The sequence below is a fragment of the Thermomicrobium sp. 4228-Ro genome, from assembly GCF_026241205.1.
Taxonomy (GTDB): Bacteria; Chloroflexota; Chloroflexia; order Thermomicrobiales; family Thermomicrobiaceae; genus Thermomicrobium.
In genome coordinates this window covers 1544715-1569382 of the sequence record NZ_JAPFQM010000001.1, presented here as the reverse complement: position 1 = coordinate 1569382, position 24668 = coordinate 1544715, and the positions used below count along the sequence as shown (strand labels likewise).

Genomic DNA, 24668 nt, shown 5'->3' with positions numbered 1-24668 from the left:
GACCGTACGTGGCCGTATACTCGCCAGCGCGACAGCGAACGACCGCGGTGAGGGAGGGCGAGATGGCCGACCGGACGACAGCGGCGCAGGATCGTGTTCCGTCGGAAATACGCGCCCGGGTTGAAGAGCTGCGACGGCTGATTCACCGGTACAACTACGAGTACTACGTCCTCAACGCCCCGACGGTCAGCGACGCCGAATACGACGCGCTGATGCTCGAACTGCGTCGCCTCGAGGAGCAGTATCCCGAACTGGTCACCCCTGATTCCCCCACGCAGCGCGTCGGGGCTCCGCCGGCCGAGGGATTCGCCACCGTTCAACACGAGATCCCCATGCTCTCGCTCGGCAACGTCTTCTCCGACGCGGAGATCCGCACCTGGGCCGAACGGGTCTACCGCTTGAGCGGTCGGAGCGATGTGGAATTCGTGACCGAGCCCAAGCTGGACGGCCTGGCAGTCTCGATCCTCTACCGCGACGGCGTGCTGGTCCGCGGCGCGACGCGTGGCGACGGCTACACCGGCGAAGACGTCACGAACAACGTGCGCACGATCCGGATGATCCCCCTGCGGCTGTATCCGCCGGACGGCGTCGCGATCCCGAGCGTTCTCGAGGTACGCGGTGAGGTGTACATGAACATTCGCGACTTCGAGAAACTCAACCGCGAGCGCGGCGAGCAAGGCCTACCGCTCTTCGCCAATCCGCGGAACGCTGCTGCTGGCTCGCTCCGACAGCTCGACCCGAGCGTGACGGCCTCCCGCCCGCTCCGCTTCGCCGCCTGGGACATCGGGCTCTGGGAAGGAACCGAACCACCCGCAACCCATGTCGAGGCACTCGACTTCTTGCGCCAGCTGCAGATTCCGGTCGTACCCGCCTATCGAGTCTGCCGGACGGTCGACGAGGTGATCGCCGAGTGTCACCGCTGGCAGGAGCGTCGCGACCAGCTCGAGTTCGAGGCCGATGGGGTGGTCATCAAGGTCAACGATCGGGCGCTGTATCAGGTGCTCGGCGTCGTCGGACGTGAGCCGCGCGGTGCGGCCGCCTACAAGTTCCCGGCTCACGAGAAGACGACCATCGTCCGCGAGGTCATCTGGAGTGTCGGCCGTACGGGCAAACTCACCCCTGTTGCCATACTGGAACCGGTCGAGATCGGCGGCGTGATCGTCGAGCGGGCGACGCTGCACAACGAAGAAGAAATCAAGCGTCTCGGCCTCCTCATCGGCGACGCAGTCGTCGTCCAGCGGCGAGGTGACGTGATCCCGAAGGTCGTCGCGACCATCCCACAGCGCCGCGACGGCGACGAACGGCCAGTCGACATTCCGCAGCAGTGTCCCGTCTGCGGCGCACATACGATCCGCCTGGAAGGCGAAGTCGACCGCTACTGCCCCAACCCGAACTGCCCTGCCCGACTCAAGGCCTCGCTCCGGCACTTCGCCTCGCGGAACGCGATGGACATCGAGGGACTGGGCGAGAAGATCTCCGATCTCTTCGTCGATCTCGGCATCGTCCGCTCGCTCCCCGACCTGTACGAGATCGACTGGCAGCGTGTCCTCCGGCTCGAAGGTTTCGGGCCCAAGAAGGTCGAAAACCTGCAAAAGGCGATCGAGGCGAGCAAGAACCGACCGTTCGCTCGCTTCCTCTTCGCACTCGGTATTCGCCACGTCGGTGAACGGAATGCGCAGCTGCTGGCTGAGCATTTCCGGTCGGTCGACCGGCTGATGGAGGCGACGATCGACGAGCTGCTGCAGATCCCGGGCTTCGGCCCAGCCGTCGCCCAGTCGGTCTACGAGTTCTTCCGGGAACCGAAGAACCGGGAGATGATCGAGCGCTTCCGCAAACTCGGCGTGCGGATGGCCGAGGTAGAAGCACCGGCCGCTATGCCAGCACAGGGGCCACTCGCTGGCAAGACGGTGGTCTTGACCGGACGTCTGGAGTCACTGACACGCAGTCAGGCTGAGGAACTCCTGCGCCGCGCCGGCGCGCACGTCACCGACAGCGTCTCGCGCAAGACCGACTTCGTGTTCGCTGGTGCTGAGCCGGGGAGCAAATACGCTCGAGCGCAGCAACTCGGAGTTCCGATTCTCGGCGAGGAAGACCTGCTCCGCATGCTGCGGGAATCGGGAATCGAGGTCGAGGCAGCCGCTCGCTCAGAGCGCTGACGTCTCGGGGGCTCCCGTCGTACCCGGTTTGACGAGCGGTAGCCCGCGCACGCAGAGTGGACAGGCATCGGCTGGCCAACTCGGGATCTCCAGACGGACGAGCGCCGCGAGCGGTACGCCGAGGTCGAGAGGCTCCGTCGAGCGGTCGACCAGGACAGCGACTCCGACCACGTCGACCGGGTGTTCAGCGAGCGCACGCAGCGTCTCGCGCACCGAGCCGCCGGTGGTGAGGATGTCGTCGACAACGAGGACACGTGTACCCGGCGGAAAGCGCGTCCCGCGCCGGAAGACGCGGCGGCTGCTTCCCTCGCTCTCTCGTTCGGCATAGGCTGCCCACACCCCGAGCTGTCGCGCGCACTCGTAAGCGAGCAGGATGCCCCCGGTCGTCGGACCCACCACGGCGTCGATCCCCGACCAGGGGAGTCCCTCCAGCAGATCCCGGCAGACCTGTTCCACCCGGCGTGGCCAGCGCAAGAGGGCGAACTTCTCCACGTAGCGGTCGCTGTGGCGTCCCGAAGCCAGGAGAAAGTGACCCTCGAGGAGCGCACCGACCTGCCGCAAGAGCTCGATGAACTCGGCCGTGTGCTGTGCATCTGCCAGGATCCGAACCATCGGTTCCCTCCACGCGCGCTGCCTCTCCATCAAGCTGCCTGTATGCGCCCGAGCGCCAATCAGGGGAGGAAGAAAAAGCCCACCCCCAGGCCAGCGTAGACCGCGAGCAACATCGCACCTTCGAGCCAGTGCGAGCGTCCGTCGAGCGCGATCAGCGTCGAAACGAGGGCGGCGCCGAGCAAGGCCACGAGTTCGTACACATTGAAGACGAGCGACATCGGCTGGCTGGTCAAGAGACTTGCGCCGATGAGTACTGGCGTCACCAGTAATGCAACTTGCAGGCTCGACCCATAGGCGATATTGAGACTCAGATCCATCTGATTCCGCCCAGCGACCTGCACCGCCACGAAGTGCTCGGCGACATTGCCGACGAGCGGCACGAGCACGACACCGAGAAAAAACTCCGAGATCCCGGTGGCTGCGACGACCGGCTCGACTGCCCCGACCAGCACCTCGCTCATCACCACGACGCCGATCGTCGCCAGCGCCAGCACGACGATGCCACGCCGGAGCGACCAGCTGGCGTGCGCGTGCTCGAGAACCGGGCCACCACGGCGCACGATGTAGAGCACATAGAGTCCATAGATCACCGCGAGGACGATGGCGAGTCCGATACTCATCCACTCGACCGCATCGCCGTGCACCGGTGTGGGGCCGAGCGTGAAGAGCCCAGGGACGAGCAAGAGGACCACCGCGAGGGTCATCATCGTCGCGCTGACCCCAGCCAGCTGCGCATCGAACTGCTGCATCCCGTGTCGCAGGCCGCCGACGAGCAGGCTCGCCCCGAGGATCAGGAGAAGGTTCCCGAGGATCGAGCCCGAGATCGACGCCTTCACCAGTTCGTGCAGGCCAGCCCGCAGCGCCGCCAGGGCGATGATGAGTTCCGCTGCGTTCCCGAGCGTCGAATTCAGGAGGCCACCGACGAGTGGCCCGGTGCGTGCGGCCACTTCTTCGGTCGCTCGACCGAGCAGTGCTGCGAGCGGGACCAAGGCCGCCGCGGCGGCCAGGAGAACCGCCAGCGGCGGCGCATGCAGGAGTTCCAGTATCAGGGCTACAGGAACGAGCGCGAGACCCACGATCCACCAGCGCATCGCCCCCCCTCAAACGAGAGCCGGCACCGTCTCACGTGTCCGATAAGCCGGCAGTGGCTGCACCGTGTAACTCGCACCCCCGCCGAGCAACGCACGGACCAGCGCGCGAGCGGTATCTAATGAGGTGAGACAGGGGATGCCGCGCTCCACTGCGGCGCGACGGATCAGGAAGCCGTCCTGGATCGTTCCCTCGTCACGGCCTGGCGTATTGATGACGCCGCGCACGGTGCGGTCGAGGATGACTTCCAGCACATCCGGGTGGCCGTGGCCGATATGCGCGACGGTCAACTCGACCGGCACACGGTGCGCGCGGAGATAGTTGGCCGTCCCTTCTGTCGCCACGATCGGGTGACCGAGCGCGACGAGCCCACGCGCCAGCTCCACACCGGCCGGCTTGTCCTCGTTCGCTAAGCTGAGCAGCACTGGCGCACCGGACGGGATCACCAGCCCCGCTGCCAGGAACGCCTTCGCCAGAGCCGCTTCGAACGTGCGATCGATCCCCATCGCTTCACCGGTCGATTTCATTTCCGGCCCGAGCTGGACGTCGACACCGTGCAACTTCGCCATCGAGAAGACCGGTGCCTTCACCGCCACCAGCGGCTGCCGCGGCCAGAGCCCGCCGCGGTAACCCTGCTCGGCGAGCGACTGGCCGAGCAAGATGCGCGTCGCGACATCGACCATGGGCACACCGGTCACTTTGCTCAAGAACGGCACTGTCCGCGAGGCGCGGGGATTGACCTCGAGCACGTAGACCGTCCCCTCATGCAGAACGAACTGGATATTGATGAGCCCTCGCGCACCCAGTGCCAACGCGATCTCGGTGGTATACCGGACGAGCGTTTCGACATGCTCGTGCGGCAACTCGACGGCTGGATAAACGGCGAAGCTGTCCCCCGAATGCACACCGGCCCGCTCGATGTGCTGCATGATGCCCGGAACGAGCACCTCGCGACCGTCACAGATCGCATCCACTTCGAGTTCGATGCCGTCCAAATACTTGTCGATGAGGACCGGGCGGCCCGAGGCGAACGCACCCGATGTAGCCAGATACCGCTCCAGCTGCTCGCGCCGGTAGACGACCTCCATCGCACGACCACCGAGGACGTACGACGGGCGGACGAGAACCGGATAGCCGATCCGCTCAGCGGTCGCCAGAGCCTCCTCGAGGCTGAGCACACCGGCACCCGGCGGCTGCGGAATGCCCAGTTCCCGCAGAAACCGCTCGAAGCGCCGGCGGTCCTCCGCGATATCGATCGCTTCCTGATCAGTCCCCAGGATCGGCACACCGGCGGCTGCCAGGTCGGCAGCGACATTGATGGCGGTCTGTCCGCCGAACTGGACGACCACCGGCGGCAGGGCATCGATCCGGCCAGCCGCTTCATGGCGCAGCACGTCGATGATCGATTCCGCATCGAGTGGCACGACGTACAGCCGGTCGGACGCATCGAAGTCCGTCGATACTGTTTCCGGATTGTTGTTGAGCATGATCGCCGCCACGCCCGACCGATGCAGCGCCTGTGCAGCCTTCACGCTGCAGTAGTCGAACTCGATTCCTTGCCCGATCCGGATCGGTCCGGCACCGATAACGGCCACCTTCGGTGGTGCCAGGGGAGGCGCTTCATCCTCGTCCTCGTAGGTCGCGTAGAAGTACGGGGTCTCGGCAGCGAACTCCGCGGCACACGTATCGACCAGCTTGTGGACCGGGACGATGCCCCACGCGTACCGCTGCGCCCGGATCGCTTCTTCGGTCGTTCCCTGCAAGGCAGCGATCGTCCGATCGCTGTAGCCGAGACGTTTGGCCTCCCAGAGCACCTCGTCCGTGAGCGGCTTGTGCGCCAGGTGCTCCTCCAGCGCGACGATGCGCTGAATCGCACGGACGAACCAGACATCGATGCGGCTCAGCGCGCTCACCCGCTCGGGTTCCCAGCCGCGTCGAACGGCCGCAGCGACAGCCCACAACCGCAGATCGGTCGGGACGCGCAACGCGTGCTCGAGTTGCGCCGGGTCCTGCCAGCGTGGATCCTCCCAGCGGAGATCCGCCTGGTCAGTATCGAGGCCGCGAACCGCCTTCTGGAGGGCAGCTTCGAAACAGCGGTCGATCGCCATCACCTCGCCAGTCGCTTTCATCTGCGAGCCCAGTGTCCGGTCGCCGTGGCGGAATTTATCGAACGGCCAGCGCGGGATCTTCACGACACAGTAGTCGAGAGCCGGCTCGAACGAGGCCATCGTCTTGCCGGTGACCGGGTTCGGCAGCTCGTCGAGCGTCCGACCGATCGCCAGCTTCGCGGCGATCCGAGCGATCGGATAACCGGTCGCTTTGGAGGCGAGTGCCGAACTGCGGCTGACACGCGGGTTGACCTCGATCACATAATACTGGTCGGAATGCGGGTCGAGCGCGAACTGGATGTTGCATCCACCGACGATGCCGAGCGCGCGGATGATCTTGAGCGCAGCGCTCCGCAGCATCTGATAATCGCGGTCGCTCAGCGTCTGCGAGGGCGCAACCACGATACTATCGCCAGTGTGCACCCCCATCGGGTCGAGATTTTCCATGTTGCAGACGGTGATGCAGGTATCGTTGGCATCCCGCATCACCTCGTACTCGATTTCCTTCCAGCCGAGTAGGCAGCGTTCGACCAGGACCTGTCCGGTCGGGCTCGCCGCGATGCCGCGCTGGACGAGCGCTACCAGCTCGTCACGCGTGAAGGCGATACCGCCACCGGTTCCACCGAGCGTGAAGGCTGGCCGTACGATGAGCGGCAGGGGCACCTCGTCGGCGAAGCGCAGCGCCTCCTCGACACTGTACGCCGTGCTGCTCTCGAGCACAGGCTCACCGATCTCGAGCAGGAGTTCTTTGAAGAGCTGCCGATCCTCCGCCTTCTGGATCGCCGTAAGCGGTGTACCCAGCAGGCGAACGCCATAGCGGTCGAGCACATCAGCCTCAGCGAGCTGAACTGCCAGATTGAGACCGGTCTGACCACCGAGCGTCGCCAAGAGGCCCTCCGGCCGTTCGCGCGCGATGATCCGCTCGAGAACATCGACCGTCAGCGGCTCGATGTAGACCACATCGGCCATGTCCTCGTCGGTCATGATCGTCGCCGGATTGGAGTTGACGATGATCGTCCGGATCCCCTCTTCGCGGAGCGCTCGGAGCGCTTGGCTTCCGGAGTAATCGAACTCCGCTGCCTGACCGATGACGATCGGCCCCGAACCGATCACAAGCACGCTGGAGACGAGTGGCTGCCGTGCCATCGTCACACCTCCTCGCCGGCCAGGACTGCCGAGCGCGTCGGCTGACGTCGTGCTTGCCAGCGCTGCCGGACGAGTTCGACGAAAGCATCGAAGAGGTCCTGGCTGTCCTGCGGTCCTGGCGAGCCTTCCGGATGGAACTGCACGGTGAGTACGGGTAACGACCGATGCCGCAACCCCTCGACCGTTCCGTCGTTGACGTTCACCATCCAGACCTGCCAGCCGTCTTCCACCGGTACGCTGGCAGCTTCGACACAGTAGCCGTGATTCTGCGAGGTGATCCGAACTTGACCAGTCAGGAGATCCTTCACGGGGTGATTGCCGCCGCGGTGCCCGAACGTCAACTTCGTCGTCTTGGCACCGGCTGCGAGGGCGAGCAGCTGATGGCCGAGGCAGATCCCGAAGAAGGGGTTGCCCGACGCGGCGAGCGTTCGCACCGTTTCGATCGCCTCCCGCGCTTGCGTCGGGTCACCCGGTCCGGGTGAGACGACGACACCGTCCGGATCGTAGACCAGGACAGTCGCTGCGTCGACACCGTAGGGGAGAACTGTCAGGCGCACGTTCCGGCGCAGGAGCGACACGAGGATATTCCGCTTGACGCCGCAATCGATCAGGACGATATGCGGCGCACCGACCGGACCGAACGTTGCTGGTTCACCACGAACGGCTGGCACGACGTCCTCGCGATCCGGTGACCAGGCGCGACGCGCCAGCGCGATCAACTCGTCGTCGCTCAGACCGCGCCGGTCAGAAACCAGGACAGCGCGCATCGTCCCGTGCACGCGCAAGTGGCGGGTCAGTGCACGCGTATCGACACGAGCCAACCCAGGGATCCCCCACCGCTCCAGATAGTCGCCGAGCGTCCCCCGCGAGCGCCAATGACTGGGCTGATCGCAATACTCCCGCACGACGAGCCCGGCAACCCACGGACGACGCGACTGGTCATCCTCTTCAGCCACGCCGTAGTTGCCGATAAGTGGGTACGTCATGCAGACGATCTGCCCATAAAAAGAGGGGTCAGTGACCACCTCTTGATACCCCGTCATGACCGTGGTGAAAACGGCCTCGCCCTCAACCGTCCGGCGCGCTCCGAACGGCGTACCCGGGAAGATCCGACCGTCTTCCAAGACGAGCGCTCCGATGCGCGAATGCTTCATCGACATAGACCACCTTCCCTCCGACGATCGTGAGGCAGACGCGCCCGTGCAGCGTCAGTTCGAGAAGCGGTGTATTCGCACTGCGCGAGCGCAACGTCGCGCGCGTCACCTGCCAGGGGGCCTCCGGATCGAACACTGTGACATCGGCCGGGGAACCCGGCCTCAAGGTTCCCCCTGGCAGGCCGAAGAGCCCGGCCGGCCGGCAGGAGAGGAAGTCGACGAGTTCACCCATGGTTAACCAGCCGCTGCGGACGAGGCGCAACAGGAGCGGTAACGCGAGTTCCAGTCCGATCATCCCGAATGCTGCCCGATGCAAATCCGTCGATTTGTCGCGCTCGTGGTGCGGCGCATGATCGGTCGCGATGACATCGATCGTCCCGTCGCGCAGGCCGGTGCGTAAGGCCAGCACGTCTGCCTCCGGGCGCAAGGGAGGATTGACCTTCGCGTTCGCATCCGGGCAGGGCCCGGGAGGCAGGAACTCGTCCTCACCAGCGAAACGCCGGATACCTGCCACCCACTCGTCGGTCAGGAGCAGGTGATGCGGGGTCACTTCGACCGTGACATGCACGCCTTCGCGCTTGGCTCGCCGGACCATCGCGAGCCCGCGAGCGGTCGTCAGGTGCAGCACGTGGAGCCACCCCCCGGTTAGACGCGCCAGTTCCAAATCGCGGGCCAGGATGATCTCTTCCGCCACAGCCGGGATACCCGACAGGCCCAGTCGTTGAGCGACGGGGCCTTCGTGCACCGCACCGCCCGCGGCGAGCGTCCAGTCCTCACAGTGCACCATGATCGGCCGCCCGAGCACGCGACTCAGCTCGAGCGCTCGTCGCATGACGGCTGCACTGCGTGTGCTGTCGCCGTCGTCCGAGAACCCGATCGCGCCAGCCTCAGCCATACCAGCCAGATCAGCGAGCTCCTCACCGCGACGGCCCCGCGAAATCGCACCGATCGGGAAGATCCGCACCGGTAGCTCGCGCACTCGCTCGACGAGTGCCCGTACACGCTCCGGCGTATCGAGCGGCGGCTCGGTATTGGGCATACAGCAGATCGTCGCGAAGCCGCCTGCGGCAGCCGCCGCCGCACCGGTCTCCAGCGTCTCCTTCTCCGGGAAGCCAGGATCGCGGAGATGCGCATGGACATCCACGAATGCCGGCGAGATGACCAGCCCTGCCGCATCGATGACGAGTGCACCGTCCGGAACGGGCAGGGACTGACCGAGAGCGCTCACAGTTCCGTCGTGCAGGACGAGATCCCCAACCAAATCGAGCCCACAACTCGGATCGACGAGGCGTCCGCCACGCAGCAGCACGGTGCGATCCCATAAAAAAGGCCTCTGGATTCGGGCTGAATCCAGAGGCCCGTTCGTTCGCTCGCTCCAGTGCTGTGGACTACCGCCGTGCACGCCTCATCCAGTCAGTCGCGTCCGTACACCAGACCCCGACATTCGAAAGGCCAGTATATCGCGCTGAGGCGCTCGCGTCAACAGCCGGACTGTCGGTCGACGGAGAGCCCCTTCAGCACGGTCGGTGCTCCGGTCTCGAGGAGCCCTCCATGGCACGGAGGAACGAGTCATCCCAAATGGCGCCGGCGAAGGGACCTCACCGGCCAAGAGCACGCTGCCTGCGCTCCCGGGGCGTTGCGATCAGCGCATCAGCTCCATCTTCACGCGCTGCAAGTGGTTCGCGGCATTGAGGACAGCCGCTTCGGCCTTCTCGATCACCTCACGTGCGTAGCGGTTCGCTTCGTCGATCGCCCGCTGCCGTTGTTCTTTCGCCTGTCGCAACATCTCCTCACAGCGAGCCCGTGTCTCGTTCATAATGCCCTGCTCGCTCATGAGGTACTGCGCCCGCTCTTGCGCTGTCGCGAGGATCCGCTGCGCCTCGAGTTGTGCCTCGGTGATGATCTTCTGCCGCTCCTGCAAGACGCGCTTCGCCTGCCGCAATTCCCGGGGAAACGCATGCCGGAGCTCCTCGACCAACGCGGCGAGTTCCTGCTCGTCGACCATGATCTTGTTGCTGAACGGCACCCGTGACCCTCGCTCGACGAGCGCCTCCAAACGTTCCAGAAGCTGATAGAGGTCGGGAGTCGGCTCAGCGATCGGATAACCACGCACCTCGTCTACAGTCGCCATCGCCCTCACTCCCCCACGAGCGCACGGAATTTGCGGACCAAGGCTTCCGCGACGTGCTCAGGCACGAGGCCGGTCAAGTCCCCGCCCAGCTGCGCGACCTCCTTGATCATGCTCGAGCTGATAAAGGAGTACTGCGCGCTGGTCATCAGGCACACGACATCGACATCCGGCGCCAGATGCCGATTCATGTGCGCCAGCGAGAACTCGTACTCGAAGTCAGAGACTGCTCGCAGCCCCCGGACGATCGCCTGTGCCCCCACGGCACGCGCGTAGTCTACCGCGAGCCCACGGAACACGTCAACACGCACGTTCGACAAGCCGCGCAGCGCCTGTTCGGCGAGCGCACGCCGTTCTTCGGCTGTGAAGAGCGGCTGCTTGGATCGCCCCTCGTGCCCTGCGTAGATGCCGACGATCAGGAAGTCGAACAGTCGCGCGGCACGCTGGGCCACGTCGACATGACCGTTGGTGATCGGGTCGAACGTGCCGGGGTAGAACGCGACGTGCTTCACGCTTCCGCCTCGCCTTCGTTCGCCTCGTGACGTCGGATCACGTAGATCGCGACACAACTGTCACCGTGACAGCGGTCGCGCAGCTGCTCGAGACCGTTCAGTCGTTCCGGCATCGGGACGCGTGGCGAGTGGCCGATGACGAGGATCGTTCCATCCCCCACGTGTGGGGAATGCGCTACTGCCACCATGGTCTCGTGAATCGTCGGATCAGCGTAGGGTGGGTCCATGATGACGAAGTCATACGGCTCACCACGCGGCGGGCGGCGAAGGAATGCCTGGACAGTCGTGCAATGGACTGCTGCGCGCTCGGCGAATCCGGTGGACGCCAGGTTGTCACGGATCACGGCGCACGCCGCTGCGCTCCGCTCGACGAAGTCCACCCACTCGGCACCGCGCGAGAGCGCTTCGATCCCGACCGCACCGCTCCCGGCGTAGAGGTCGAGGACCCGTCGTGGCCGGATGCCGAGCGAATCGAGCATCGCGAAGAGCGCCTCTCGGATCTTGTCGGCCATCGGCCGAGTCCGGAGGCCACGCGGCGCTTTCAGGCGTCGCCCTCGTGCCGTCCCACCGATCACCCGCATGCGACCGGCCTCTCAGTCGCGCAACGTTCGCGACCCGTTCAAGCCATCCTCGTCACGCGGATACGAGCCGAAGATCTTCAGCTCGGCTGCCTTCTCCGCCATCCGCTGCAATGCCGCAGCGATGTGCGGATCCTTCCGGTGCCCCTCGATGTCGACCAGAAAGACGTACTCCCCGAGTACCGATTTCATCGGCCGGCTTTCCACCTTCGTCATCTGGATCTGCGCGATCGCCAGCTCGTTCAGTACCTCGACCAGTGCTCCCGGAACGTTCCGCTTGACCGTGAAGCAGAACGAGGTGCGATCCACTCCGGTCGGTTCGGCATCCTCGAGGGCCAATACGACGAAACGGGTCGCATTGCTCCGCTGATCCTGGATATCGCGCGCCAGCACCGCGGCACCGTAAAGTTCGGCAGCCCGGAGCGTCCCGATCGCCGCTCGCGAGCGATCCTCGCTCCGCATCACTTCAGCGACCGCAGCCGCCGTGCTCAGCGCCGCCACTTGCTCGGCGTGCGGCAAGCACCGTTCCAGGAAACGGCGGCACTGCCCCAGCGCTTGCGGATGGGAAAGGACGACGCGAATGTCTTCCAGCCGCGTACCGGGATGCGCGAGGAGAAAATGACGCACCGGGAGAATCAACTCGGCACAGATCTTGAGATCCGTTTCATGGATCAAGAGATCGACCGTCGTACTGACAGTACCCTCCAGCGAGTTCTCGATAGGCAGAATCGCGCGATCAGCCAAGCCAGTCTCCACCGCCGAAACGAGTGCCGGCATCGAGCCGAAGGCGATCAGGTCTGCCGGCTCGCGCTCGGCATACCGCAGTGCCGCCTCTTCCGTGAACGTCCCTGGTGGCCCGAGATAGGCAAGTCGTAACACGTTCTTTCCTCCACGATGCGGCGCTCGCACCAGAGAGCGGATCGTCACTCACCGGTGCCGTGCCCGACGATCGGTCGCGAGGAGTTCCCGGACTGCATACTGCTTCCCACACTGGCGGCAGACGAGTACACCACCCTGCGTCGTCTCGAGGACTTCCGCCTGCAGCGCATAGAACCGCCGCCGTCGGAAGACAGCCAAGGGGCTTCCGCAGTCGGTGCAGAAGACGATCCGACCACGCAGCCGCTCGATCGGGAACGGGAGATCGAGATCGTCGCTCGCCGGCGCAGCGTGTCGCCCCTCCACACGTCCTCCTCGCACCGCTTTCCATCGTACGACGGGTTCGCGTTTCCCGACCACAGATCCTTCCGTCGATGGTGAAACGGTCGCGCGAACCGCGCCACAGCAGATCGCCGTGCATGGGCGGCGCTTGTTCCGACCGGAACGGGAGCATCGGGTATACTGATAGAGAATGCGATGTCACGAGGTTGTGCCGCCATGCGTGAGGAGTGGCGGCTTTTTGCCGCCTTGTCGTTGCCGGAACACGTTCGCGAGCGAGTCGCTGCAGTGATCGCACACTTGCAGGCACGGGGATACCGAGCCAAATGGGTCGACCCGGCCGCAAGTCATCTCACCGTCCGCTTCTTCGGCTCGGTCGCACGCGATGCCGTGCCGGATCTCGTCGCCGCTCTTCGGGCGAGCGTGCGCGGACTGGAACCGTTTCTGCTGCGCGTGACGGGTGCCGGTGCCTTTCCGCATCCCGAACGGCCACGCGTGCTGTGGCTCGGGGTCGATGGACACGTGCCGGCTCTTCTCGACCTGGCCGAGCGGGTCGAGCAGCACGCGGGAGCGTTCGCCGAAGCGAGCGAGACCCGCCGCTTCCACCCGCACATCACGCTCGCACGGGTCCGGCCGGAGGACACCGGCACGCTGCGTGGTCTGCCGCGGGAGTTAGAGCGGCTCGGTCGGATGCCACCGCTGCCGCTCCCGGTCGATCGACTGACGCTGTATCGGAGCGAACTCTTCCGCTCCGGACCGCGCTATACGGTCATCGAAGAGTTTCCGCTCGGCTGAGGGACACCGATGCTCGTAGCAGTCTGCGGGCCCAACGAAGCGACGGATGAGGAAGTTGCCCTGGCGGAACGACTCGGTGAGTTGCTGGCCCGTGCCGGCGCGACAGTCATCTGCGGGGGTCGCGGCGGCGTGATGGCCGCCGTCTGCCGTGGCGCGAAACAGGCTGGAGGCACAACGATCGGCATTCTGCCTGGAACCGACCCGCGCGAGGCGAACCGATGGGTCGACTACCCGCTGTGCACCGGTATCGGCGAAGCGCGCAACGCCGTCGTCGTCGCCTCGGGCCAGGTCGTGATCGCAGTCGGCGGGGGGCTGGGCACGCTGTCCGAAATCGCGCTCGCGCTCAAGCTGGGGCGCCCGGTCATCGCGCTCCGTACCTGGCCGCTCGATCCGGAGTTGCTCGCGCGCACCGGCGCTCGGCTCGTCACGGTCACGAGCGCTGAGGAAGCCGCCCAGCGAGCGCTCGAACACGGCCGGACTGGGCAGTCCGGCTGATGGAGGGACCGACATGACGACACAGACGATTTCCGTTTTGGACAAACTCGCCGAACTCGAGCAGCGTTTCGAAGAGCTGGAGCGACTCTTGGCCGATCCGGCTATCGCCACGGACCCGCACCGGTTGGCCCAGCTCGGTCGCGAACGAGCTGAACTCGAGGAGATCGTGAGCGTCTACCGGCAACTCAAGGATACCGACCGGCAGATCGCCGAGGCGGAAGAGCTGCTCGAAGCGGAAGATCCAGAACTGGCTGCGCTCGCAGCTGACGAACTGGAGCGGTTGCGCGAGTACCGTGAGTCGCTCTACCAAGATTTGCGCCGTCGACTGGTCCCGCGCGACCCGAACGACGAGAAGGACGTGATCGTCGAGATCCGAGCTGGTACCGGTGGTGAGGAGGCGGCACTCTTCGCGGCCGACCTCTTCCGGATGTACACCCGTTACGCTGAACGGCAGGGCTGGAAAGTCGACGTGCTCTCCAGCAGCCCAACCGAACTCGGTGGGTTCAAAGAGATCATCTTCGAAGTCCGAGGTCGTGGCGCCTACAGTCATTTCAAGCATGAGAGCGGTGTCCATCGCGTCCAGCGCGTCCCGATCACCGAATCGTCCGGCCGTATCCATACGTCGACCGCGACAGTCGCTGTCTTGCCCGAAGCTGACGAGGTCGAAGTCCACATCGACGAAAACGACCTCCGGATCGAAGTCTTCCGCTCGAGCGGTCACGGTGGGCAGAGCGTCAATACGACCGACTCGGCAGTCCGGATCACGCATCTGCCGACCGGCATCGTCGTGAGTTGCCAGGACGAGCGCTCGCAGCTCAAGAACCGGATCAAGGCAATGGCAGTCCTCCGCGCCCGGCTCTACGAGCTACAGCGTCGGAAGCTGGAAGAGGAGCGTACCGGCCTCCGGCGGCAACAGGTGGGTACCGGTGAGCGAGCCGAGAAGATCCGCACCTACAACTTTCCGCAGGATCGCGTCACCGACCACCGGCTCAAGCTCACCGTGAACAACCTGGCAGCGATCCTGGACGGCGAAATCGACATCTTCGTCCAGGAGCTGCAGGCGCTGGAAACGGCCGAGCGGTTGCGCGCCGCCGGCATCAGCTGAGTCACCCGGCCGTGCCGACGTACCGCGAAGTGTTGCAATCCGCTACCGAACGGCTCCGCGCGAGCGGGATCGAGTCGGCACGCCTCGATGCCGAAGTGCTGCTCTGTCACACGCTCGGGATCGACCGCACCGAACTCTATCGCCGCCTCCCGGAGTCCCTCGCCGTTCCTCTGGACGAGTACTGGCAGCTCGTCGAGCGACGCGCTCGCGGCGAACCGGTCGCGTACCTCACCGGACACCGGGAGTTCTACGGCCTCGACTTCATCGTGACGCCCGACACCTTGATACCGCGGCCAGAGACCGAATACCTCGTCAGCTGGGCAGTCGAGCGCCTCCGCCATCGCCGTGACCGCGCACGCTGCGTGGATGTCGGAACCGGCTGCGGTGCGATCGTCATCGCGATCGCCGCCACACTCGGTCCGGAGCATCCGTCCGTGCTCGTCGGCTGCGATCGCTCGCTCCCGGCTCTCCGGGTCGCACGCCGCAACCGCGACCGCCTGGCACCGGGTCGCGTGCACCTCGTCTGCGGGCACCTCTTGACCTGGTGCCGCGGCCCGCTCCATCTGGTCGTCGCCAATCTTCCGTACTTGCGGCCGGAACAGTGGCACCCTGGTATCGCCTTCGAGCCACCCGAGGCGCTCTTCGCGGCGGACAGCGGGTTCGGTCTCTACACCGAGTTGCTTCCCCAGGTGGCCGATCGCCTGGCGAGCGATGGCGGGTTCATCTTCGAGATCGATCCGGCACAGGCCGAGCGGGCCATGTCGGAAGCCCGCCAGCACTTTCCGGAGGCGACGCTGACCGTGCTTCCCGATCTCGCTGGCTTGCCACGATATGTGACCGTCGAGCGGAAAACGAAAAGCCGGGCCAGCTGACCCGGCATGTCCAGCACCGAGAGGGGCTTTCTCAAGCCTGGCGGGCCTCCTTGTAGAGCGTCCGGAGACAGCGGGTGCAAATGCGCATGCGCTTCGGGACGCCATTCAGGATAACCGTCACGCGCTGGACATTGGGCTTGAACTTCCGGTTCGTCTTGCGATTGGAGTGGCTGACGTTATGACCGAACATCGGCTTCTTGCCACAGAGTTCGCACATCGCCATGGTCGACGCTCCGTTTTCGTCGTTCGTCCGCCCGGCGGATCGTCTCCGTTCACCGAACGGTAAGACTAGCACGGCCGCCTATGCAACGTCTACCGAAACCGTCGGAACACGATCGTCTTCGCGGTATGCGGCTCCGTACCGCTCACCGTCAGCACTGTTGCTTGACGGCTCTCCGGGCGACAGGTTGACTTGGAGCTGGCGAGGACGCGACAGGGGTCGGTTTCGAGCGATGACAGGGGCAGGATCCAACCGCGATCCACGGGACGTGCTCCATCGCGTGTTCGAGCTGGAACGGCGCAAGGGTCTACAGGACACGGCCGCTGTTGGCGGACTGGAGCGGTTTCTCGCGCGCAACCTCCCAGTGTGGGTCGCCCAACAACCAGCCCTGCGTTCGCAGCTGGAGCGGCTCGCCTCGCTCTTGCGCGGCTACGCCGACCGCACCCCGGACGAACGCGACGCCCTCATCCGCCGGGCACTCCTCATCCTCGATGGCGAGCCCAGCGAACCAGAGCCAGCACCCCCTGCAAGGGCACCGCGCACTGCACCGGCGTGGCCTGCCGCAAGGTTGTCGGTCGATCCGGACGAGCCGGTCACCGCGCTTCCCCGCGTCGGCAGCCAGCGGGCGCGTCAGCTGGAAGCACTCGGCGTCCGCACGGTACGAGACCTCCTCTATCTCGTTCCTCGTCGTTACGCAGATTACACCCAAGTCGTCCCGATCGGCAGGCTCAGCCGACTCGTCCGACCGGGCGAGGAGGTAACCTGCACGGTCATCGGCGAGATCACCCAGCTCGAACTCCGCGAGTCGCACTCTGGCCGGCGCTACGTTGCTGCCGAGCTCCGCGACGATACCGGGAGTATTCCGGTCGTGTGGTTCAATCCGTACGTGGCCAGGCAACTGGCAGTCGGCCAGCGGATCGCCATCAGCGGAAAGCTCGAGAGCAGCGGGCCGTACGTCAGCTTCCGCAATCCGGAATGGGAACTGGCTGATGCGGAACTCTTCCACACCGGCCGGATCGTCCCGATCTACCCGCTCACCCAGGGTCTTTACCAGCGGCAGATGCGTCAGTTGACCCGTCTCGCCCTCGACGCTGCGCTCCCCCGGCTCGCTGACCCACTGCCGGCGAGTCTCCGCCAACGCTACGAACTGCCGACACTCGCCTGGGCACTCGAGCAGGTGCACTATCCCGAGTCGCTCGCCGCTGCGGAGCGCGCACGGCAGCGACTCGCGTTCGACGAATTTCTCATCCTGCAGCTCGGGCTCGTCCAGCGACGGCTGGTCTGGCACGCCCAGGCCGGTACGGCGATCCCGATCGACCGTGCGCTCCTCGACCGATTCTTAGCATCCCTGCCGTTCCAGTTGACGGGAGCCCAACAACGTGCCCTCGAAGAGATCCTGGCTGACCTCGCTCAGCCGCACCCGATGAGCCGCTTGCTCCAGGGGGACGTCGGGTCAGGCAAGACGGTAGTCGCGGCCGCTGCGGCGCTGCTCGTCCATCGGGCAGGCTACCAGTCGGCACTGCTGGCGCCGACAGAGATTCTCGCAGAGCAGCACTTCCGTACCCTGACGAAACTGTACAGTGGGCTCGCGAGTAGCGAGCGACCGCTCGTCGCTCTGCTCACCGGTAGCACGCCGGAACGCGACCGTGGGCCGATCCTGGCAGGGTTGGCGACTGGTGCGATCCCGATCGTCGTCGGTACGCATGCACTGCTCGAAGAACGCGTGCAGTTCCACAACCTCGCTTTTGCGGTCATCGACGAGCAGCATCGCTTCGGCGTCCTTCAGCGACACAGCTTGCGCAGCAAAGGGAACAACCCACATGTCCTCGTCATGACGGCGACACCGATCCCGAGGAGTCTCGCGCTGGTGCTGCACGGCGACCTCGATCTCTCGGTCATCGACGAGCTTCCACCAGGTCGCCAGCCGGTGAAGACGTTCGTGGTGCCAGGTCGCAAGCGCGGGCAGGCTTACCAGTTCGTCCGTCGCGAGATCGAGAAGGGACACCAGGCATTCGTCATTTGCCCGCTCGTCGAGGAGTCGGACGCGATCGAGGCACGCGCGGCGACTGCCGAGTACGAGCGCCTCAGCCGCGAGGTCTTTCCCGACCTGCGCCTCGGTCTCCTGCACGGTCGGATGAGCGCCCGCGAAAAGGACGACGTGATGACCCGCTTCCGGGACGGTGAGATCGATATCCTCGTCTCGACCGCCGTCGTCGAAGTCGGCATCGATGTCCCCAACGCGACCGTCATTCTGATCGAGGGTGCCGAGCGGTTCGGACTGGCTCAGCTGCACCAGTTCCGCGGGCGTGTCGGACGCGGTACGGCACCGTCGTACTGCTTGCTCGTCTCCGATGCCGACTCGGAAAGCGCGCGACAACGATTGGAGGCGGTCGCCACGACGACCGACGGTTTCCGCCTCGCCGAGATCGACCTGCAATTGCGCGGGCCAGGAGAATTCCTCGGGACGCGCCAAAGCGGCCTCCCCAATCTCCGCTTCGCGACGCTCGCCGATATGCCGACACTGCACGCTGCCCGGCGCGCTGCCGAAGAGCTCCTCCAACGGGACCCGTCGCTGTCAGCTCCCGAGCATGCCGCACTGGCCGAACTCGTCCGGAACCTCTGGTCACGGAGCGTTGCTGACGTGAGCTGAGAAAGGAAACGATACCGATGAGCCGACCGATCGTCTGGCTCGATCGGAGCCTGATCGCACGCCTGCTCGCACCGTTCCTCGAGCCCGTCGCTACGGACGCCGGTTGGGAGATCCGGACTCGCCCTGACCTGACCGCAGCCGCCATTCGAGCCGAGCCAGGGATCGCGCTGCTCGACACACTCGAAGCGCTCGCGCTCCTGCCAGCTGCCTTCATCGCCACTGATCTCGCCGTCTTCTCCCAGCACACCAGTGCCGTGGCGCTCTCGACTCCCGAGCGGCCGGACCGCATCGACCGGGCTGCCGTGAGCGTCGCCGGGTGCCGTCCCGCGAGTACAGCGCTGGCGCGTGCGACGATCGAACCGTTCTTCGGACTGCGCGTCGTCGAGTGGCAGCAGGAACCGGGTAGCGAGACCAGTGCCGCGCTGCGTGTCGTCGAGGACGAAGCGGCCCTCGTCCGGCTCGACGAGCACCACCACGACCTCGGCCGAGCCTGGTTCATCCTCACTGGCCTTCCGTTCGTCAGTCACGTGCTCGTCTGCCCGGCTGACGTGGCAGCGGAAACCCGGCAGACCTTCGCGCGCTGGGCGCAGCGACTTCCGGACGAGCTGCGTGACCGGGCAGCCGAGATCGCGAGCGACCTCGCTGCTGAACGATCGCTCGACGCTGGACGCGTGCTGTCCTACATCACTGAAGCGCTGAACGTGCTGACGCCACCGGCTCGTCGCGCGATCGAGGAGCTGCTGCGCCGCAGCCGGAGCGCTCTCCGGCCGCCGAAGGCAGAGCACTATCGCTCGCTCTCCTCCTGAAGCTCCGCTTCCTCTTCTTCGGTGCCAGGCAGACGGGCACGATAGACTCGCGCGAGCGCAGCGTACCACTCCGCACCGACATGGTGCGCGAGCGGTGCGTCCTCGAGCTGCAGCCAGCGCTCGCCGAAGAGTTCCGCGTCCGCGGCGACAGCGAGGACATCGCCGATGAAGAGATCGTGATCGCCGAGGCTGAGGCGCCCAACGAGCCCACATTCGATCTGCGCCACAGCTTCCTCGATCACGGGGACGTCGATTTCGAGGGCATCGACCGCATGCAGCTCGGCACGCGCGAACTTGTCCAGGTCTCGGCCGGAGAGTGTCCCGCAGAGATGAATCGCTGGTAGGTACTCGATCGTCAGGATATTGAGGGCGAAGAACTCACCTTTCCCGAGCAGCTCGTGCGTGAAGCGACTGGGATGGATCGCGAGACCGATCCGCGGCGGATCCAGACTGAGCGGCATGACCCAGGCTGCCGTCATTACGTTCGGCTGGGAACGGTGTTGCGTGGTGACCAGGACCACGGGGCCAGGTTCGAGCAAGCGTGCAGCCATTCGCGGTTCACGCGCCTCTTTGCGCCCCACGCCTGCCTCAACTCCTCTCCGTCGCGGTGGATCCGAAACGGCGGGCAGCGAGCATCGACTGGTAGACAGCATAGTACTGCTCGGCGATCCGCCGCTGCGTGTAGTGGGCCAAAACGCGCCGTCGCCCTGCCTCACCGAGGCGGCGAAGCCGCTCCAGATCAGCCAAAAGATCCCTCAGCAGCCGGACGAGCGCATCGACATCGTCTTCCGGAAAAACCAGTGCCGGATCGCCGATCACCTGCGGGATCTCCCCTGAGGACGAGCCGATGACTGGCACCCCGCAGCTCAGCGCTTCGATGATCACGCGCCCGAACTGTTCTTTCCAATTGCGTCGCGTCCGCGACGGGACGACGAGGAGATGGAACCGGTTCAAGACTTCGGGCATGAGCGCCGGCGGCACGCCACCGCGAAAGACGACCCGATCGCGGACACCGAGTTCGGTTGCCAGCATCTCGAGGCGCGTCCGTTCCACCCCCTCACCGACGATCTCGAGTTGGACACGGCCAGGCAACCGGGCCAGAGCCCGGATCACCAGATCGGCCCCCTTTTCCGGTACCAGCCGCCCGACGAAGCCGATGGTCGGAGTATCGGAGCGAGGCACCGGCAGCGGGCGAAAGATCTCTGGATCGACCCCAAACTGCGGGATGACCGCCAGCGGCCCGCGGTATCCCTTGCGCCGCAAGACCTCGGCTGCCTCGTGATTCCCAGCCACCGCTGCGCTCGCCAAACGGTAGTTGAGCCGCTCGAACCAAGAGAACGGTGGCGGATACCGCCGGTACAGGTTCTGCCAGGTGAAGAAGAGGATCTGCGCACCGTACCGCTTCCCGACGAGCGCCGCGTGCGCCGTGACCAGATTGTAGGGCTCCTCGTCGATGTGCAGGATGTCCGGGCGAAAACGCGCGATGTGCTTCCCGAGTCCGGGATAGAAGTGAAGATGATGGTGCCCGTTGAACCACATCGGTTCGACGACGAGCTGGTATCCATTGACGAACCGCCGTTCCAATTGCAGGACACCGACCCGACTCTCGATCCACGCTGGCGGCACGACCGCCAGGAGCTCGACCTCCGGAAGACGAGCCAGCTCCTCGAGCTTCCGCTGGTACACGCCGTTGACCAGTGCTTTGGAGAGGATCAGGATCCGCATGGTCACTCAGCCCATCGCTCGACCGGCTCCTTGCCGTGCCAGGGCGATCGCCTCTCGATACGCTGCCAGCGTCCGCTCGGCTGTGCGGCGCCAGGTGAAGGTGTGAGCTCGCTCCAGGCCGCGGGTGCGGAGCGTCCGTTGCAGCACCGGGTCGTTGAGCACTCGAACCAGTGCACGCGCGAAGGCATGCTCGTCGGGCTCGACGAGGAGTCCGGCATCGCCGACGACTTCCGGCAAGCTCGTACACCGTACCGCGATGACTGGTGTCCCGCAGGCCATCGCCTCGAGCGGCGAGAGGCCGAAACCCTCGTACAAAGAAGGATATGCGTACACGGTCGCCAGCTGATACCACAGGACCTTCTCGTCCTCATCGACCGGGCCGGGCAGCAGCACACGTTGCTCCAAGCCGAGCGCACGAATGAGCGGCTCGAGTGGTGGATAGAGGGTGGGATTGTCGCTGTGCGGCTGTCCCGGAATGACCAGAACCGCCCCTTCCGGGAGATCGGGTAGCGCACGGGCGAATGCGCGCACCAGGAGCGGCAGGTTCTTCCGTACGTCGAACCCACCGAGGTTGAGAACTACTGGCCCTCGGATACCCCAGCGTGCAGCGAGTTGCCACACGCGATCGGACTCGGTAGCAGGACGGAAACGCTCGTCGACACCGAGCGGTATCACCCTGATCCGGTCTGCCGGATAGCCCAACACGTCGACGATATCGCGCCGTGACCACTCCGAGTCGGTGAGCACCAGTATCGCCCGACGGACCGTCCTCCGCACGAGCGCTGTATAGAGGCGCATAGCGAGCGAGGCACGGTACTCCGGGAGGACGAGCGGGATCACGTCGTGGACAGTCACCACCAGGGGCGCCGCGATCCGTACGGGAGCAGCGAAATACGGGACATGCACGAGGTGTGGTCGCATCCGCGCAGCCAGCGCCGGCAAGCCCTGTTGCTCCCACCAGACCTTGGCGAGCTTGCTGCGAGCGGGAAACGGTGGTTCCTGGACGACGACGCGCTCGCCGCGCGACAGGGTCGCTGGAATCGGATGAGGAAGCGCGAGCGTCACCGCGCAGTCGTCCGAGGTCGCGAACTCGTTCCAGAGCGCGAGCGTGTACTGTCCGCTCCCGGTTCGCGGCTGGCTGACGAAGCTACCGTCTAGAACGACCGTCGGTGTCGACAACTGCCCCACACCCTCCCAGATCCGGCGCTGAGTATAGTGCGGTACCCGACCAGGGCGCGCGCACGGTTTCCTGTCACCGGCCGTGGAGGTGTCGAGTCACCGAGTTCGGTTGCCGGTGCGACGACGACATCGGTATAGTGGGTACCGAGGACCCACGGGTCGTGGGGGAACGGAGCGAGAGGGAGCGAGAGGATGGCCAGGACGGTAACGGTCAGTGACGAGACGTTCGAACAGGAAGTCGTACGCTCGCCGGTTCCGGTTCTCGTCGACTTCTGGGCCCCCTGGTGCGGCCCATGCCGGATGATCGCTCCCATCCTCGAGGAGATCGCCGAGGAGAAGACCGGCAAGCTCAAGGTGGCGAAGGTAAACGTCGACGAGAACATGCAGGTGGCGATGCAGCACGGTATCAGCAGCATCCCGACCTTGATCCTCTACAAGAATGGCAAGCCGGTGGAGCGTATGATCGGCGCGATGCCGAAGCAGCGCTTGCTGCAGCAGATCGAGAAGCACTTGTAAGTCGACGCGCACGTTGCGTTTCCGAGAGGCGGCCGGCACGCTGTCGGCCGCCGATGTATTTCCAGAGCATCGCACCGCAGCTCGCGAGGAAAACCATCGCCGCCACCCGCCGCGCCCGTCGCGATTTTCGCGCGTGCTCGTAGGCGAGCAGGAAGAGGTTGCCGAGGCTCGCCAGGATCGCTGTCCGACCACGGAGGTACGCCTCGAGCGGCACCGCTACGACCGTCGTCCTCCGTTCGTCGACCGCGAGCGGAGGATAGCGGTACCGGTCCCGCCGAAGGTCGAACGTGACGATACTCGCATCGGCCTGGTCAGGAATGTTGGGATCATAGACCCAGACCTGGGCCTGGTCGGCATCGCGCTGACAGAACGCGTACGGGACGACCGTGTGCCCCTGCCCGAGCAATGCGCGAATGACGTCGCGGCGCCAGGGCCGTGGGACGTTGATGTCGAAGCACCGCTCGCTCCAGCCGCGCTCCAGGAGGTCGTTCACGAACGCCCGGTACGCCCGCCGTGGACTCGGGAACAGAAACCAAGGCAAGCCAGCGAGCAAGGCGCGGTCGCTCAACTGACGCCCGTGCAAGACCAGCACGAGGTCACGCAGCCCTTCCGGTTCCTCGAGCTGGCCGAGCGCTCGTGCCAGGGCGACGCGTGAGAGTCCCGTGCACAAGCCGCCACTGACACGGCCGTCCGGCAGCCGCCGCAAACCGACTACCTCGCTGTACAGGCCACGGAAGAACAGGCGCGGAGCGAGAGCGAAGCGAAAGGTCGCGCGGAAGTGCCGGCTGTCCGGATCGACGGTACCGAGGTCGTCCAACCGGTTGGCCCAGGGTAGGCGATCACGCCCGGGGTCGAAGCGATTGCGCCCACAGAAAACGACCGGTACGGGTGACTCGGCCACGACAGTCTGCTGGCCAGCTTCCGGGCGAACCACGCGGAGCACGACCGGAAACGACGGTATCCCGGCCGGAAACACCAGCCATTCTCGTGAGCCACCCGGCAGCACGCGCCAGTTCGCCGGTGGAACGAGGTGGAGGCGCGAACCGGCCATATCGTCCGGATCGCCTCCGCGAACCGTCACGCGGAAGCGATCAGGGGTCCAGCGGAACGTGTCCGATCCGGCATTCGTGAAGCGCAGTTCGTCGAGCGGTGCGCCGTCGACGGTCGAGAGCTCGATGCTCAGTGGGCTTCGTCCGTCACGGGCACCGGCTGAGGCCGCCATCCGAGCGCTTCCATTTCCCGTCGCAGATCCTCGAGATCCGCGAAGCGCCGATAGACCGACGCGAAACGAATGTACGCCACCTCGTCGAGCTGCTTCAGCTCGCGAAGCACGATCTCACCGATCTGCGTGCTGGTCACCTCGGTGGTTCCGAGACTCTGCAACTCGCGCTCGACCGTCGCGACGATCCGATCGATCGCATCCGGCGAAACCGGGCGCTTCTTCAGCGCCAGTCGCAGCCCCTCACGCAACTTGCCGACGTCGAATGGCTCGCGACGACCGTCCCGCTTGACCACCATCAGCCAGACCGGTTCGACCCGTTCATAGGTCGTGAACCGACGGCCACAGGCACTGCATTCCCGGCGTCGCCGGATGCTTTCGCCACCGTTCAATTCGCGCGAATCGATCACCCGTGCGTCACGGGCACCGCAATACGGGCACTTCACCG

The 24668-nt window shown here is 65.5% G+C and carries 24 protein-coding genes; 8 read left to right on the top strand and 16 right to left on the bottom strand.

Annotated elements, in window-relative coordinates:
* Positions 1–62: 62 nt before the first annotated feature.
* Complete coding sequence (gene ligA / locus OO015_RS07395; RefSeq protein WP_265940595.1) at positions 63–2156, top strand: NAD-dependent DNA ligase LigA; 2094 nt, start codon at positions 63–65, stop codon at positions 2154–2156.
* Here ligA and pyrE read toward each other — a convergent pair.
* The 10 genes from pyrE to OO015_RS07345 form a co-directional block, all read right to left on the bottom strand.
* Complete coding sequence (pyrE, locus tag OO015_RS07390; protein WP_265940594.1) at positions 2145–2768, bottom strand: orotate phosphoribosyltransferase; 624 nt, start codon at positions 2766–2768, stop codon at positions 2145–2147. The two genes, ligA and pyrE, sit on opposite strands and share 12 nt — an antisense overlap.
* A gap of 59 nt (positions 2769–2827) precedes the next feature.
* Positions 2828–3859: a calcium/proton exchanger gene (gene cax / locus OO015_RS07385; protein WP_265940593.1), complete on the bottom strand. Its 1032-nt coding sequence runs from the start codon at positions 3857–3859 to the stop codon at positions 2828–2830.
* Between the two features lie 9 nt (positions 3860–3868).
* On the bottom strand, positions 3869–7111 hold the full coding sequence (gene carB / locus OO015_RS07380) for a carbamoyl-phosphate synthase large subunit (RefSeq protein ID WP_265940592.1): 3243 nt from the start codon (positions 7109–7111) through the stop codon (positions 3869–3871).
* 2 nt (positions 7112–7113) lie between these two features.
* The gene (gene carA / locus OO015_RS07375) at positions 7114–8271 is read right to left on the bottom strand and encodes a glutamine-hydrolyzing carbamoyl-phosphate synthase small subunit (RefSeq protein ID WP_416236570.1); all 1158 of its coding nucleotides are present in this window, start codon (positions 8269–8271) and stop codon (positions 7114–7116) included.
* Complete coding sequence (locus tag OO015_RS07370; protein ID WP_265940590.1) at positions 8180–9574, bottom strand: dihydroorotase; 1395 nt, start codon at positions 9572–9574, stop codon at positions 8180–8182. Before OO015_RS07370 ends, carA begins: the two co-directional genes overlap by 92 nt.
* Positions 9575–9907: 333 nt before the next feature.
* Positions 9908–10396: a hypothetical protein gene (locus tag OO015_RS07365; protein ID WP_265940589.1), complete on the bottom strand. Its 489-nt coding sequence runs from the start codon at positions 10394–10396 to the stop codon at positions 9908–9910.
* A gap of 5 nt (positions 10397–10401) precedes the next feature.
* On the bottom strand, positions 10402–10905 hold the full coding sequence (gene coaD / locus OO015_RS07360; protein WP_265940588.1) for a pantetheine-phosphate adenylyltransferase: 504 nt from the start codon (positions 10903–10905) through the stop codon (positions 10402–10404).
* Entirely contained in the window at positions 10902–11486 is a 585-nt protein-coding gene (gene rsmD / locus OO015_RS07355; RefSeq protein ID WP_265940587.1) for a 16S rRNA (guanine(966)-N(2))-methyltransferase RsmD, read from the bottom strand. Before rsmD ends, coaD begins: the two co-directional genes overlap by 4 nt.
* Before the next feature lie 12 nt (positions 11487–11498).
* Entirely contained in the window at positions 11499–12362 is an 864-nt protein-coding gene (pheA, locus tag OO015_RS07350; RefSeq protein ID WP_265940586.1) for a prephenate dehydratase, read from the bottom strand.
* Positions 12363–12410: 48 nt separating this feature from the next.
* A complete protein-coding gene (locus OO015_RS07345) occupies positions 12411–12665 on the bottom strand; it encodes a hypothetical protein (protein WP_265940585.1) in 255 nt (84 codons plus the stop codon).
* A 192-nt stretch (positions 12666–12857) separates the two neighbouring features.
* On the opposite strand from OO015_RS07345, the gene thpR reads away from it, so the two are divergent.
* The 4 genes from thpR to prmC are packed head-to-tail and all read left to right on the top strand — an operon-like array spanning position 12858 to position 15905.
* Positions 12858–13433 (top strand): RNA 2',3'-cyclic phosphodiesterase, encoded by a 576-nt coding sequence (gene thpR, locus OO015_RS07340; RefSeq protein ID WP_265940584.1) that lies wholly within the window; start codon positions 12858–12860, stop codon positions 13431–13433.
* A gap of 9 nt (positions 13434–13442) precedes the next feature.
* Positions 13443–13928: a TIGR00725 family protein gene (locus tag OO015_RS07335; RefSeq protein WP_265940583.1), complete on the top strand. Its 486-nt coding sequence runs from the start codon at positions 13443–13445 to the stop codon at positions 13926–13928.
* 13 nt (positions 13929–13941) lie between these two features.
* A complete protein-coding gene (gene prfA, locus OO015_RS07330) occupies positions 13942–15033 on the top strand; it encodes a peptide chain release factor 1 (protein WP_265940582.1) in 1092 nt (363 codons plus the stop codon).
* An 11-nt stretch (positions 15034–15044) separates the two neighbouring features.
* Positions 15045–15905, top strand: a complete 861-nt coding sequence (gene prmC, locus OO015_RS07325; protein ID WP_265940581.1) for a peptide chain release factor N(5)-glutamine methyltransferase — start codon at positions 15045–15047, stop codon at positions 15903–15905.
* Between the two features lie 31 nt (positions 15906–15936).
* Here the strand turns inward: prmC and rpmB are convergent, their stop codons facing one another.
* Complete coding sequence (gene rpmB / locus OO015_RS07320) at positions 15937–16128, bottom strand: 50S ribosomal protein L28 (RefSeq protein ID WP_265940580.1); 192 nt, start codon at positions 16126–16128, stop codon at positions 15937–15939.
* Between the two features lie 229 nt (positions 16129–16357).
* Here rpmB and recG point away from each other — a divergent pair, with 229 nt between their 5' ends.
* Both recG and OO015_RS07310 read left to right on the top strand, forming a co-directional pair.
* Positions 16358–18775 (top strand): ATP-dependent DNA helicase RecG, encoded by a 2418-nt coding sequence (recG, locus tag OO015_RS07315; protein ID WP_265940579.1) that lies wholly within the window; start codon positions 16358–16360, stop codon positions 18773–18775.
* 17 nt (positions 18776–18792) lie between these two features.
* Positions 18793–19581, top strand: coding sequence for an MqnA/MqnD/SBP family protein (locus OO015_RS07310; RefSeq protein ID WP_265940578.1), 789 nt, complete (start codon positions 18793–18795; stop codon positions 19579–19581).
* On the opposite strand, the gene OO015_RS07305 is transcribed toward OO015_RS07310, so the two are convergent.
* Genes OO015_RS07305 through OO015_RS07295 form a run of 3 tightly spaced genes read right to left on the bottom strand, consistent with a single transcriptional unit; the run spans position 19560 to position 22485 of the window.
* Positions 19560–20162 carry a flavin reductase family protein gene (locus OO015_RS07305; RefSeq protein WP_265940577.1) on the bottom strand — a complete coding sequence of 201 codons (603 nt, stop codon included), beginning with the start codon at positions 20160–20162 and terminating at the stop codon, positions 19560–19562. The genes OO015_RS07310 and OO015_RS07305 overlap by 22 nt on opposite strands.
* Before the next feature lie 7 nt (positions 20163–20169).
* Entirely contained in the window at positions 20170–21306 is a 1137-nt protein-coding gene (locus tag OO015_RS07300) for a glycosyltransferase family 4 protein (RefSeq protein ID WP_265941024.1), read from the bottom strand.
* Positions 21307–21312: 6 nt separating this feature from the next.
* On the bottom strand, positions 21313–22485 hold the full coding sequence (locus OO015_RS07295; RefSeq protein ID WP_265940576.1) for a glycosyltransferase family 4 protein: 1173 nt from the start codon (positions 22483–22485) through the stop codon (positions 21313–21315).
* A 192-nt stretch (positions 22486–22677) separates the two neighbouring features.
* Here OO015_RS07295 and trxA point away from each other — a divergent pair, with 192 nt between their 5' ends.
* Complete coding sequence (trxA, locus tag OO015_RS07290; protein WP_265940575.1) at positions 22678–23001, top strand: thioredoxin; 324 nt, start codon at positions 22678–22680, stop codon at positions 22999–23001.
* Here the strand turns inward: trxA and OO015_RS07285 are convergent.
* Complete coding sequence (locus OO015_RS07285; RefSeq protein WP_265940574.1) at positions 22892–24223, bottom strand: hypothetical protein; 1332 nt, start codon at positions 24221–24223, stop codon at positions 22892–22894. The two genes, trxA and OO015_RS07285, sit on opposite strands and share 110 nt — an antisense overlap.
* Positions 24181–24666, bottom strand: coding sequence for a transcriptional regulator NrdR (nrdR, locus tag OO015_RS07280; protein ID WP_265940573.1), 486 nt, complete (start codon positions 24664–24666; stop codon positions 24181–24183). Before nrdR ends, OO015_RS07285 begins: the two co-directional genes overlap by 43 nt.
* Between the last annotated feature and the right edge of the window lie 2 nt (positions 24667–24668).